Annotated in this window: 16 protein-coding genes; 5 read left to right on the forward strand and 11 right to left on the reverse strand. The window is 39.1% G+C overall.

The features are described 5' to 3' along the window. Positions 1–203: 203 nt before the first annotated feature. The 5 genes from QMG11_RS16265 (at position 204) to QMG11_RS16285 (ending at position 4,245) form a co-directional block, all read left to right on the forward strand. Positions 204–500, forward strand: a complete 297-nt coding sequence (locus QMG11_RS16265) for a hypothetical protein (protein WP_281837376.1) — start codon at positions 204–206, stop codon at positions 498–500. Positions 501–925: 425 nt separating this feature from the next. Next, the gene (locus tag QMG11_RS16270) at positions 926–2,581 is read left to right on the forward strand and encodes a replication initiation protein (RefSeq protein WP_281837377.1); all 1,656 of its coding nucleotides are present in this window, start codon (positions 926–928) and stop codon (positions 2,579–2,581) included. 1 nt (position 2,582) lies between these two features. Then, on the forward strand, positions 2,583–3,287 hold the full coding sequence (locus QMG11_RS16275) for a ParA family protein (protein ID WP_281837378.1): 705 nt from the start codon (positions 2,583–2,585) through the stop codon (positions 3,285–3,287). Continuing rightward, positions 3,280–3,975, forward strand: coding sequence for a hypothetical protein (locus QMG11_RS16280; protein WP_281837379.1), 696 nt, complete (start codon positions 3,280–3,282; stop codon positions 3,973–3,975). Before QMG11_RS16275 ends, QMG11_RS16280 begins: the two co-directional genes overlap by 8 nt. A 108-nt stretch (positions 3,976–4,083) precedes the next feature. Continuing rightward, on the forward strand, positions 4,084–4,245 hold the full coding sequence (locus QMG11_RS16285; RefSeq protein ID WP_281837380.1) for a hypothetical protein: 162 nt from the start codon (positions 4,084–4,086) through the stop codon (positions 4,243–4,245). 13 nt (positions 4,246–4,258) lie between these two features. Here QMG11_RS16285 and QMG11_RS16290 read toward each other — a convergent pair whose 3' ends face one another. The 11 genes from QMG11_RS16290 to QMG11_RS16340 all read right to left on the reverse strand — a co-directional run bounded on the left by QMG11_RS16290 (position 4,259) and on the right by QMG11_RS16340 (position 11,810). Continuing rightward, on the reverse strand, positions 4,259–4,678 hold the full coding sequence (locus QMG11_RS16290) for a 3TM-type holin (protein WP_281837381.1): 420 nt from the start codon (positions 4,676–4,678) through the stop codon (positions 4,259–4,261). Between the two features lie 8 nt (positions 4,679–4,686). Continuing rightward, positions 4,687–5,085: a M15 family metallopeptidase gene (locus QMG11_RS16295; protein WP_281837382.1), complete on the reverse strand. Its 399-nt coding sequence runs from the start codon at positions 5,083–5,085 to the stop codon at positions 4,687–4,689. Continuing rightward, the gene (locus QMG11_RS16300; protein WP_281837383.1) at positions 5,086–5,340 is read right to left on the reverse strand and encodes a hypothetical protein; all 255 of its coding nucleotides are present in this window, start codon (positions 5,338–5,340) and stop codon (positions 5,086–5,088) included. 51 nt (positions 5,341–5,391) lie between these two features. Beyond that, positions 5,392–6,024, reverse strand: coding sequence for a DUF4376 domain-containing protein (locus QMG11_RS16305; protein ID WP_281837384.1), 633 nt, complete (start codon positions 6,022–6,024; stop codon positions 5,392–5,394). 9 nt (positions 6,025–6,033) lie between these two features. Beyond that, positions 6,034–7,554 carry a hypothetical protein gene (locus tag QMG11_RS16310; protein ID WP_281837385.1) on the reverse strand — a complete coding sequence of 507 codons (1,521 nt, stop codon included), beginning with the start codon at positions 7,552–7,554 and terminating at the stop codon, positions 6,034–6,036. Positions 7,555–7,563: 9 nt separating this feature from the next. Then, positions 7,564–8,220: a hypothetical protein gene (locus QMG11_RS16315; RefSeq protein ID WP_281837386.1), complete on the reverse strand. Its 657-nt coding sequence runs from the start codon at positions 8,218–8,220 to the stop codon at positions 7,564–7,566. Between the two features lie 123 nt (positions 8,221–8,343). Further along, entirely contained in the window at positions 8,344–9,048 is a 705-nt protein-coding gene (locus QMG11_RS16320; RefSeq protein ID WP_281837387.1) for a hypothetical protein, read from the reverse strand. Positions 9,049–9,063: 15 nt separating this feature from the next. Further along, positions 9,064–9,630: a hypothetical protein gene (locus tag QMG11_RS16325; protein ID WP_281837388.1), complete on the reverse strand. Its 567-nt coding sequence runs from the start codon at positions 9,628–9,630 to the stop codon at positions 9,064–9,066. Then, positions 9,627–10,811, reverse strand: coding sequence for a baseplate J/gp47 family protein (locus QMG11_RS16330; protein WP_281837389.1), 1,185 nt, complete (start codon positions 10,809–10,811; stop codon positions 9,627–9,629). The genes QMG11_RS16325 and QMG11_RS16330 overlap by 4 nt, the downstream gene beginning before the upstream one ends. Position 10,812: 1 nt before the next feature. Further along, positions 10,813–11,166: a contractile injection system sheath initiator gene (locus tag QMG11_RS16335; protein ID WP_281837390.1), complete on the reverse strand. Its 354-nt coding sequence runs from the start codon at positions 11,164–11,166 to the stop codon at positions 10,813–10,815. Positions 11,167–11,177: 11 nt separating this feature from the next. Beyond that, positions 11,178–11,810, reverse strand: coding sequence for a hypothetical protein (locus QMG11_RS16340; protein ID WP_281837391.1), 633 nt, complete (start codon positions 11,808–11,810; stop codon positions 11,178–11,180). Positions 11,811–11,814 lie beyond the last annotated feature (4 nt).

An 11,814-nucleotide genomic window follows, 5' to 3' on the forward strand; every position in this document is an offset into this window, starting at 1 on the left:
GAGTTCAGGAAGCAACCGTAATTTATTGGAGAAATGGGTTTTGCATAAGTTATAAAAATTTAAAACAAATCCCTTGGATAAACACAATAGAATCAAAACATGGTCATACAAGATATGAAATTATAGGGAATATACACGAAGGATAGGAACAAATTTCAATTTTATCCGGTGGGATCCCACCGGAGGGGGGGAGGTAGAGAAGAGTGGGAAAAATGACGCTAGATGAAGCTATTAGACACGCTGAGGAAGTTTCTAAGTCAGAGTGTAGTGAATGCTCATTAGAGCATAAGCAGCTGGCAGAATGGCTTATAGAGCTTAAAGAGTTTAGACAAGACACTGGTAGAATGGGATATATGAGGATATATAGCTTTTTATCAAATTGTTTAGATAGTGGAGCGATAGGAGCTCTTGGAATAGATGAAAAAACAGCTCAAGAGTATGATGAGAAATCTAAAAAGTACTTTGAAGAAGAGTTTGATAAGTGGTTTAAAGGAACGTAAACAAATTCAATTTTGTGGAAGTTAGGAGCCCTGGGAAGGGCTCTTTTTATTTAAAAAGCAACTTTTAATAACTCTATTTTCTTCCCAAAATTAAAGGAGTTGTAAAAAACCTCTGAAAGGTTTTAAAAAAAGTTGTTTTTCATAGTCTAAAAGGCTATAATTAATAGTGTTTCATAAGAGGGTTTTAAAGAAAGTTGCAGATAGAATAACTTGTTAATAAAAGTTGTTATTGAATTATTAAAAGTTGCTTATATGTTATTAAAAGTTGCTTTTGAATTAACAAAAGTTGTCTCTCTGTTATTAAAAGTTGTTTTTCTGTTAAAGAAAGTTGCTTTTGACTTCATCCGGGCTTTAAAAATAAGGGCTAGATGGGTCGGAAAACTATAGAACTTTAAAACTTTAAAACTACAAACAGGGAGTTTGTTATGATTAATAATTCTAAGAAGAAAAAAGAAACCGTATTAAATCAACACTCTGCTTTAACCACCTTTAAATTAAAAGAAGGTAAGTACTATAAAATTGGGGTAGAAAAAAGTATATTTGCCCTCCTATTAAGAGCCCAACAGGATTTAAGAAAAAAGTTTAAAGAGGGATTTACCGAAAAAATGAAAGATCTTGGAGTCTCCCAGGATAAATATGACCACTTGCTTGAGAATGCCTTTAGCAATAAAAAGCAATATGGAATTGAACATTCTGAGTTCGATACTGAGGCTTTGACAAAAGTAGCTAATGAGGTTCTAGAGTTCCAGGAGAAGGGAATACTAGCACAAACTAACAATGAAGATGAAATCAAAAGGTTGACCTCCAATATTCAAAACGGGGTTTTAACAAAAGTTGCAGATAGACAAAAGCAACTTTTAATAACGAGCCAAGAAGTGGATGAGATAATAGGAGAAATAAAGAGATATTGCAAGGACACTGCTATAAAAGATTATCTGGATTTTAAAACAGTAGATTTTACTGCATTAGCTAATTCTATAAATACCAACAGTACCATGCTAAAGAAAGATATAAAGAATGCAGCTAAGACAGTCCTGGAGTTCAACTATATAAATAAAAAAAATCTAGATGTTGAGGTTGTATCCAACTTGCTGGCTTCAGTAAGATTTACTCATGATAAGAAAAATAATATGACCTGGCTGGTGTATCAGATCCCCAGAGAGATACTTGAACTTCTCCTTATCCCTGAGGTATATGTTCCGCTAGAGGGAGTAGTAGTTCATGAGTTGACTGGGACCTATACTATAAGAATGTACGGCTTACTAAAGGACCACCTAAAAAGAGGAGAGGTGGAGCTCAATAAAGAGGAAATGTTTAATTTCTTTTCATTGCCTAAGTCTTACGGGAATAAAACTAACCTGGTAAAGAAATTCCTTACTCCTACACTGGAGGAGGTTGAAAAAACATCAGGGATCCACACTCAATATGAATTTATCCCAAAGAATAGATACAGTAGGATAAAATTTTTTCCTGTTATGAAATCCCAAGTGAAAGGGGAGGAACTAAAAGTTATCCCTAAGGAGGAAAGAGAGGAAAAACTTGAATCCAATAAGAAGGTACTGGAGGAGATCTCAAAAGCTAAAAAGAATATCTATGTATCAAAAGCTTGGAATAAAAGAGCTGACAATAAGATACAAAAGATACTGAGAGAAGAAGGCGAAGGTTATGCAATCTTTATTTTAAAAGAATTGTACAAGGGGCTTGCCGGAGAGATCAAGACTACATTAGTCCAATACATAAATGGTATAATGAAAAATAGCCCAAAAGATGAAGTGATAGACCTTATAGAAACTCCTACAGAGTCTGAGGTGCTAGAGGCTGAGATAATAGAAGAGATACCTTCTCAGGGATCCAAGGAGGCAGCCTCAGAGCCTCAGAGTGACCCAGCCACTGAACTATTATATAATATGTTCTTGGATATGAAGAAAGATAAGCAACAGGAAATTGAAGGTAAAGCAAAAGAACTATATATAACTGAAACAAATACTAAAAAATTTGATAAAATGCATGAAAAAATCTTTATGACAATAAAGAAGACTTATATTGTTAAAGTTTTAAAAAAATCTATAATGGGGGAGTAGTATGGGAAAAATAGTAACTATAAAAAATAATAAGGGAGGAGTAGGAAAATCAACTCTTTCTAAAAATATAGCTCATGGGCTGGCCCTTTTGGAAAATAAAGTAGCTCTGATAACTTCAGACGCACAAAATGACAGCCTTATTCTCCTCGGAAAATGGTTTGAAGATGATAAAGGTCTGAAACATCACATCCAAACAGGCGAGGACGTTAAAATTAAAATAAGAGAGAATTTGGACTATCTACCTGTGGAAACTGATATTTTTGGGAACAACCTTAAAAAGAAAATAAAGGCAGCTTTTGACAAGTTCAAAGAGGAGTATGATTATATTATTGTAGACTGTGCTCCTGTATTTAATGTTTTGAATGATGTGATATTAGAAATAACAGATGAGATCATAGTTCCAATAAAATTGGACAAACTAAGTACAGCTGGTATTATGAGACTTATAAATAAAGCAGAAGGAGAGAAAATCACTCTAGTGGTCCCTAACCTTGTAAGAAATACCAGATTAAATAAAAAATACTATGAAGATCTTAATAGTTTCTTTTCGGATACAGGAGTAGTTTTGGCAGATCCTATACCTGAAAGTGTAGTTGAGGAAACTTTATCAGAAAAAGGTAAAACTATTTTTGAAACTGGAGCTAAGAAAGCACAGCCTCTACAGGAGATTTATGGGAATATTATAGGGGGGATTATAAATGAATAGTGACGTAATGGCTAGGCTCAAGAAACAATCGGGTAGCTTTAGAAAAAAAACAGAAAGTGTTCCGAAGCCTGCTGCTGGTAACATCGTGTTACAAGCGGAAGTGATAGGGGATTTTAATCTTACAGATAACGAGGGTCTTAATAAGTATCTTTTAGAAAAATCAATAGAACTACAAACCCTCCAAGCCAAAACTTCCCTTTCTTTAGGGAAGGTTTTTGAAGAGGTATTCCAAAAATTAGGCGGGAAAAACCAACATGATGGAACCTACGTAGCCTGGTTAGAAGGAAATGGTTTCAACAGAATGACAGCCCTTAGGCATAGAAGAAGACACCAGATGTATACCCTTGTAAATTCTGATAAAGGGAAAGCTTTTGTGGCAACCCTCCCGGTGAAAGTGATAGATTCGGTTTATAGACATAATGACTTTAGCGGTATAATATCTATTATTGATGACGGCATTACAAGAGAAGAGTTAGAAGTTATGTTAGTGCCTACTCCTGTAATAGATATACCTGTATATAATCCGAAAGAAACTGAGAAAGTTTATAAGAGTGTTTCTAAGCTTTGGAGAGCCGTATCCCTTGAAAAAGTATCGGATGAGAATGCAGAATCCTTTGAAAAGGATATGAAGAAGGTTGAAAGAATCCTTTCAAAGTGGCAGGAAGAAAAAGAAGAAGAGGGAAAGTAATAACCGCATATCAACTTGACTTCTTTGGGGGAGAGGTTGCTCTGGAGAGTTGGGAGCGGAATAATATGACAGAGTGTTTGTTGGATTAGAGCTAGACTAGGAGGGGAAATGAAAAAGTTAATAATTATACTTTTGGTGTTAATGGTAACTTTTATTCTTATAAACCCTGCGGAGATAGGCTATTATACAGGAATAGTCTTAGGGTTTGGTGCTCCATTCTTGTTGGTGATTTTATTTTTTTATGGTTTGTATAAAATAATTAATAGATAATAAAAGCCCAGGGTTATTCCCTGAGCTTTTTTTTATTCACTGCTACTTTGTCAATTGTCCTGTACCCTCCATACCCTAGATAACACCACATAAAGACATCATAGAGGTCCTGTGGGATAGCTTCTAGATACATCTTGACGCCCTTGGTTACATTGATAGCAACATCTGCTGAGAAGGCAAATAAGAGCCCCATAGGGATAGCTGAGAGAATGAAAATGTACATTACATACATGAAGGCAGGTCTTGCCCTGCTGGTCCACTTATCCGCAGACCTTGCCTCCTCCATGATAGCTGCATACCTCAGATCCTCACTTTTAAACTTCCCCTCTTGCTCCAACTCCAGGAGCTTTATCTTTTGTCTGGCTGCTTCCTCCTTGTCTGGGAAGAGCTTATCTACTATGGTGTTACCTAATCTTAACGCTTCACTAATCATAATACCTCCTAATCTAGTTGGAAGTGAGGCCAGTCCTTAAATGATTTCCAGTGGCCTCCGTAGCTGCAGTTATAACCAAGAGCCTTTCCTACCCTTAGGAGCTCCTCCCCTACCCTCTTAAACTGCTCTGTATTATTCCAATCCCCGTCAAAGGGGAAGGGTATAAAGTCTATTGCCTTCCCTGTCTGGTGGTAGGATTTCTTTTTTACACCGTCACACTTAGTAACTACCGGCCCCTTCTTAGTCCTTCCTTGAGCGTATAGGCTCTGCTGCTCCTGTAAGCTTCTGAAGCCGTGGGTGATGGTGAAATCTACATTCCCCTCCGCAAGGACCGCTCCAATTATCACAGCCAGCTTAGGATCTATATTACTTATATTTTTATGACTCCTACTCCCTAATCTATTCATCTATTTTCCTCCTTTGAGCAGCTCGATGGCTGTCTTCAGGTGTGCTAAAATGCCCTCATGCTCCTTAGAGTGCCCGGCATTGTACATGTCAAAGTCTTCTCTATCTAACTTTTTCTTATCAAGGATCCTCTCAACACTTTTAATCTCTGTTTTTATTTTCCCCTGCTCTCTCCAAAGGTGGAGGCAGAACAGAAGGAGGAGGGCAAAAAGCCCCCTCGTAGGATCTTCTAGTATTAACTGGACTAATGAAACCATAATCCCTCCTCATAAGTTTTTTTATTATCTCTCCCCTACACCGGAACAAAATTAGATTTGTCCCCATAACTCCGCTATAGAATAGGCCTGTACCTCTTCTACTGTCAGCATAGAGTTAATCTCTGTTTTCATAGCAGCTTCTTTTCTATATAGCTCCATCACGGCTATATGCATAGTGTCCCCTAAGCTTGTTATCTGGCCCGGTGTTAGCTGCTCCACAGACTTATCCGAAAAGAACCAATATTGATTGCCGTTAATTCCTGCTAGGGTCTTAATCGTATCCAGGTCGGATGTGTCCTCTTTCCTTATTCTCTGCTTATGACCTTCCCACTCGACAAGGTGTTCTGCTCTCACCTTGTCCCTGTGGTTCGTGATTTCGAGTTCTTTTTTTGATTTTGCAGCCTCAAGCTCTAATCCCCTAGCTTCTACCAATAAGCTCTCACGGTTCTCTGTAATATAATCCTCAACAATTACATTCCCTTCCTCGTCTACTTCTCTGAGCTGATCAAACTCAATCCTGTGAGGTAGTTCTAATGTGTCGTAATAGTATCCAGTTACCTTTTCCTCTACTACCCCCTCTTCTACCTCCACAGGCTCCCTTACTTCCTCCAACAACTTCCAGAGCTGAATGTAAGAGGGGTATCTATAATGTGGATCCATCTTTTTTTTCTTGTATACTCTCATAGCTCCCTCCTATATCCTTCTAAACTTCTTAAGATTAACATTCGCCACGATCTCGTTACCGTCTACCCTTATCACAGAAGGGTCTGAACTCACTCCTGCTGTCACAGATACAACTTTAAGAGCACTTTCACCCTCTACAAGCACCTCGAAGTCGTGATCTTCTCCGGTATAAGCCAGTAGTCTCTCTGCTGCTGCAAAGACATATGGGTTAACAATTCCATATTTGTCTCCACGCCTGACCATTCCCTCGATTGGGAATGTGGTACCCTGCAAGTGTGGAGGAAGTGTGTAGTTTCCACTTTCAATAATATCAATCAATTGTAATTCCTCTTCGATTGTTAATTCCCTTGCTAGTGCTAAAAAACATATTAAATCAGGATTAGCGTTAAGTGGATTCGTGGATGATTTATTTATTTTTAATCCTTGGAAATGAGAAGAATTATATACATCTCTTTCCTGCATTGTTCCACCAATGTGATAAGTTTTTATTTTCCCTTTTGAAATAATACAAATATAATCTTTGCCTATGTTAGAGCCACTAGATGTTGAATGGTATCTTCCTTCTATGTTATCAAGAACATAACCGGAAGTACTCTGATTGCCTTTATTATAGCTTATGAACGTATGAGAAAAACTATCCCACGTCTCACCTATAACTAACTCACCTCCTCGGAAGGAGTGGGGAACAAATGGTACTTTGTTCCCTGTTTTAGAGTATATTGCCTTCTTAATCCTTATCTTATCTCCTACAATAGCCCCGTCTATCTTAATATAAGTAGCAGTCTGATTATTAACACCTGTAGCAGTTAGTTCACCTTTCTCGGAATCTACATCAAAAGTTCCCGTCCAAGTATGTGCAGAAAGTGTTATGTTATCCGGCATATCGAAGTAAAAACCATATGAATAAGTGCTTATAACGTCTACAGTGTTAGGAGAAGCTACAGTGATATAACAAGAATTGGGATCAAGAATTTCAAAAGTGTAGTCCCCGGCCCCATTTTTTGTAACAGTACTTTTCGTCGAATAATTCTGAGGAGTGATAATATTTTCATACCCTTCCCCTATACCGAACCCGTCCTCAGACTTTACGAAGGAGACCCCATCCCCTTCAATAACGTTACCCCCAACGTTAATCGGGTTCGCCCCGACAACATTCCCAGATATCCCCTGCGGACCTATATAAGCCACAATGGAGCTGTCTAGAGCTTGGGTACAATTCTGTAATTGTTCCGTGTTCCCATTAACTTGCTCAGTAAGCTCAGTGGGAACACTTCCATCTCCTGAGTTACTCGATATAAAACCCGAGATTGATAATTCAACCTCTTTTCCAGTTAGTGTTTTGACCCAAATCTTATTAACAGAAACTGACCTATACTCACTTTTCCTTGGTTCAAGTGGAAGAAAATCTTTCGCCTCTTCTTCTGTAGGAGAGTTGAGAGTATTCACAAATAATATCGTCTCTTCTGGATCTTTATTCCAGAAGGTTCCTTTTAGTGCAGGTACTTCTCTCCAAATTCCATCTACTTTCATTGCTGCCTCCTAATCTTGATAATAATTAAACTTTTCCGGCCTTGTTGGATAAGATTCTGTTATAGTGATGGTGACATCGGTATAGTTGTTTGGGACATCCTTCCAGGCTTGATGCCATACCTGTATCTCTTCTTCTATTTGAGGGGTGATTGGATCTTCCACTCCCATAAATAGATTATTAGTGAATTTATGATAAGCCGTGTATTCTTTCTCCCTCTGGACCCTAGCTGCCTCCTTCTCACTATCGAGGGTTATGCTGCCTGTATCTATCCCATACTGTCTCTCAGTTATCCATGCTCCTTCGTGCCACTTATACCCATCTCCAGGCGATGGAACTACCACCAGCTTTCCTGCTTCTATCTTTTCTCCATCTACTAGAGGGATATTGCCATCAATCTTCCCCTCTTCAGTTGTCTTCTCTCTTATTTCCTTTCCATCCCACTTGGGAAGCTTCAGTGGAGTCCCGTAATGCACGTAGTGACTCTCAGGGCTGTATATACTCACAAGTTCTTCAGACCCCTTATCGTATTCTTGGAACATCTTCTCATACTTACTATCACAAGAAGATTGAAACTTCTCAGGTGTTAAAGTGCAGTCTCTTATAAGCTTTGCACAATTATTATTTTCAGTTTCTGTCTTTGAAAACAGAAAATACTTCTTATTCAAATCCTTCCCCCTTTTAACCTTTTCTACTAGCCCACCAAGCTCCTGAAAGGAAGCTAAGAGAGCATAGAACCCATATCAATAAAGTTATCTTCATTTTCCCTCCTTTGGAAACAAATTTAGAATTTATTTCCTAATAAAAATTATATCGAATCCAAGCCCTGTACTTCCATTACCTAGAACCATAATAGCTTTTATAAAAATACTGCTACCTTGAAAATGATACTTATAAGTTGCTTGGCTAGCTCCTGAGGTTCCTCTGTCTGTTATTCCTGCTATTCCATGTGTTGCTGCAGATACTCCAATTGGGAGTGCATATTCGACAAACTCACCTATTGAGGATTCATCCATGTTCCACGACCTCTGAACATACAAATTCTCTAATTGTTCTTGGTGGTTCTTCCATGTAGGAGGCCTCAAATCTCCTGTTGGAGTGCCTCCACCTCCCCATGAAAGGGTAGGAGCTTTAGGTGTGTGCCAGTCTCCGGCCACATCATAGTACTTGTGAGTATTGTATAAGGTCGTTTTACCAGCCAAGGGCCCTCCATCAATAAGGTTGACCTCTGTTCCCTGGGCTCCGTCCATGATAGTCCCTGCCTTGTTGCCATAATCTTTATTAAAGGCTGTTTTTTTACTGAAAGCAGGCTCTTTGCCATCAACCTCACCCTTTAAAAACTTTATCCAGCGGTCTATGGTTCTAAATATCCAGTTGAAATTCTCTGTAGGAGGAGCAGCCCCCTGGGGATAACCATTTTCTTTTATATTGGGTAGTGGTTCTATTGAGTGAGAACCGTCTATATCCCAATCCAAATTCTTTAATTCATCAGACATTGTGTCCTTCCTCCTTTATAGTATTGAACTGATCTTTCCAACATTGAACCCGTTTTCAGAATTGTAAATGATCTCGCTTGAAGGAGAAAACCTGAAAACATTGTCTATCTCGGTGATGATAATTTCATCAACGATTACTCCGTGAGCTTTGGCAGATATGACAAGCTCCTCGGCCTGTTCTTTTGTTAGGTCTGATATAGTAATTTCAACTCTCAGGTGTCTGCTTTGTAAAGAATAAAGCTTGATTTTCTCTATATCGCATCCAAGAACCTCAGAGATAACTTCGCAGACACTATTGTGATCTGACTTAGCTTTGAGTCGAGGGTATTTCCCTTTTATCCTCTTGATGTAAGTTGGATCGGACTGTCCTCTTCTACTCTCCACCATGTTCTTGCCGTGAATATCCACAAAATTCCCAAAGCATTGATCTATATCTTGTAGCTGCTTTAACTCTTCATTGATATTGTGGAGCTCTTCAAGCTCTGGCTGGATAATGCTCCAGATCTTCATATTTGTGCTCTCGTCCCCTGTATCAAACCAGAGGGGGACCCTCTTTTTGAAAGACTCCTTTAAATCTCTCATGTACTCATCACCGATATCTTATCGATATCCGTATATCCTATTTCGTTGTAAGCTGGCTTTATATATCTAATCCAAGTAGTAAAATCTTCAGTGGTGTTAATGAAGACCATGCAGTCAAATATTTCCTTGATGGAGCTTGTTATTAGAGAGGCAAGCTTAGTGGCAGAAATTGTCTGCTTTATATTCAGATTTGCAAAGTAATCCAAGACTATTGCTTTTATTTGGTCCTGGAGCTCTGGAGTTAACGTCTGGCCATCTGCCAACTCTGAAACCTCCACCTTTGCATAGATAATTTTGTTAATGGCTAAGTCGAAGAATGTTTTTTTTGGTTGTGCATTTTTTCCTTGTACAACATAGTTATATTGCCCTACAGTTGGTATTCCGGCTGCTACTACGCTAAAGATAGCTTTGGCTACTTCCTCAGAGTTTATCCCTTGAACGATAGTCCGAGTTTCCCCAGGTTCAAGATCATACTCTTCCATTCGAGTTGCTTCATAGTTCTCATAAGTTTCACACTTTGAAACGGAATCAAGGTTAAGTACAGCATTCCGGATAGCAGGAGCATTACTCGACTCACTTTCCTGAAGAAACCTTTCCTTTCTTGCCCTGAATTGGTCGTTCGTTTCATTTTCTAGTCCTCCAGAGGAGGCGAGAAGATTTGTTATAGTATTTACATCGGGATCTACCGTTATAGGTATTGTGAGAGTCTCAGGGTCGATTCTTGAGTCCTCTCCCTTTTCCAGAGATTTAAATTGGCCAGAACCATTACCATTCGCATCAAAGGTGACATCTTCAGTCAGTTGATACTCCTTGCTTTTTACACTATCCTTTGCTAAATAACCTGTTTTAACAATGTGACCAGGAGTCCCTACGAAATTTACAACCACAAAAGAATAAGTCTTATCTTTTCTTTTAAGACCTATCAGTTTATATTTCGAATCCTGGATATTGTCTTTAGCTGCTTCGTCGTCCATGTATGTATAGAGCTCTTGCTGCCCTTGGTGAGCCTGGTCTACTTCATAGAGGACGTTTTTTATAAGCATCCATTCCCCTGCAGTTTCTTGAGGCTCCCAGCTATTCCCCCAAGCACTCTTGGCTCTTGCTATACAGTCTTCTACTCGCTGGTCAAAGGTCTTTCTCACAAAACCCACGCCTGGGACGACCCCGTATTTTACTCCCATACTACCCCCTTTCCAGGACTGTGTTGTCCTCTAAGTAAAGAATGTAACCAGGTTTATAAATCCTCCTGGCTTCATCAAATTCAGTTTCTTTTATCTCCGCTCTTCTGACACCCTCTGTATTGAGAAGGGCAGTTAATATTTCTTGTTCTATTGTTACCTGGTTAATAGGCTTCCCTATAGCTCCTCCTAGGCCAAGATACCTGATTCCTACATGAGGATCGATATAGTCTTCTCCCAGGTTGGTATCGATCCAATGAGCCGCTGTCTGAGCTATCGTCTCCACTTCTGTGGCTCTAACAAGGTGGTTGTTACTACCCAAGACCAGGTCTCCATCTTTCATTAAAAAAGCTTGCACATTCTACCTCCTTAGTGCATAGATTTTAAGTGGTTATAGTAAGCATCCCACAGACCATTGTAGCTTCCTTTCTCGGTTATCACATCTTTACAGGTAACAGTACCTCCTGCAGTAATATCCTCAGTGACTCCTAGAGGGCCATTAACAACCATGCTCCCCTGGTGGTTGAAAGGACCCTTAGTGTTAATCCCTTCATCTCCTATTCTTATGTGATAGCCCGTTTGTCTGTCTATAAGGAGGAGGTCATTTTGAAATTCCTTAACTCGATCGAATCCGTTCTTTGGAAGATAGCCTAAAATGATAGTGTCATCGAGGCTATACCTTCTTCTTGTCTCCTGCTTCCTTACGTTATTTCCTGAGACAGCCGCATAACTATCTACCTCTGTGAAGCCTATGATAAACTTGTCTTCTTCCTGAAAAGGAGCTTTTATAACATACCGCCCTCCCCAGAGAGGCTGGGTAAGAGGAACGTTGAAAACCTTTGGAACTTCATGGAGTTCTCCACGGAAGCTGAAGTATTGAAGAACCTCGATAGTGCATATCATCTTCTCATTATCAACACTTGTGGCCTTTCCAATAGCTAAGGTGTGGATCTTCTCAAGCTCAGTCCCTAGAAAGTTCTGTATTAATTTTTTAATTTTCAAGCTT

Origin of the sequence: Propionigenium maris DSM 9537 (genome assembly GCF_027925155.1) — a bacterium.
GTDB classification, from domain to species: Bacteria; Fusobacteriota; Fusobacteriia; order Fusobacteriales; family Fusobacteriaceae; genus Propionigenium; species Propionigenium maris.

Excerpts from the sequence above, each read along its gene's own strand:
- QMG11_RS16270 (WP_281837377.1), top strand. The coding sequence starts at position 926 with ATGATTAATAATTCTAAGAAGAAAAAAGAAACCGTATTAAATCAACAC.
- QMG11_RS16275 (WP_281837378.1), top strand. The coding sequence starts at position 2,583 with ATGGGAAAAATAGTAACTATAAAAAATAATAAGGGAGGAGTAGGAAAA.
- QMG11_RS16280 (WP_281837379.1), top strand. The coding sequence starts at position 3,280 with ATGAATAGTGACGTAATGGCTAGGCTCAAGAAACAATCGGGTAGCTTT.
- QMG11_RS16285 (WP_281837380.1), top strand. The coding sequence starts at position 4,084 with ATGAAAAAGTTAATAATTATACTTTTGGTGTTAATGGTAACTTTTATT.
- QMG11_RS16290 (WP_281837381.1), bottom strand. The coding sequence starts at position 4,678 with ATGATTAGTGAAGCGTTAAGATTAGGTAACACCATAGTAGATAAGCTC.
- QMG11_RS16295 (WP_281837382.1), bottom strand. The coding sequence starts at position 5,085 with ATGAATAGATTAGGGAGTAGGAGTCATAAAAATATAAGTAATATAGAT.
- QMG11_RS16300 (WP_281837383.1), bottom strand. The coding sequence starts at position 5,340 with ATGGTTTCATTAGTCCAGTTAATACTAGAAGATCCTACGAGGGGGCTT.
- QMG11_RS16305 (WP_281837384.1), bottom strand. The coding sequence starts at position 6,024 with ATGAGAGTATACAAGAAAAAAAAGATGGATCCACATTATAGATACCCC.
- QMG11_RS16310 (WP_281837385.1), bottom strand. The coding sequence starts at position 7,554 with ATGAAAGTAGATGGAATTTGGAGAGAAGTACCTGCACTAAAAGGAACC.
- QMG11_RS16320 (WP_281837387.1), bottom strand. The coding sequence starts at position 9,048 with ATGTCTGATGAATTAAAGAATTTGGATTGGGATATAGACGGTTCTCAC.
- QMG11_RS16325 (WP_281837388.1), bottom strand. The coding sequence starts at position 9,630 with ATGAGAGATTTAAAGGAGTCTTTCAAAAAGAGGGTCCCCCTCTGGTTT.
- QMG11_RS16330 (WP_281837389.1), bottom strand. The coding sequence starts at position 10,811 with ATGGGAGTAAAATACGGGGTCGTCCCAGGCGTGGGTTTTGTGAGAAAG.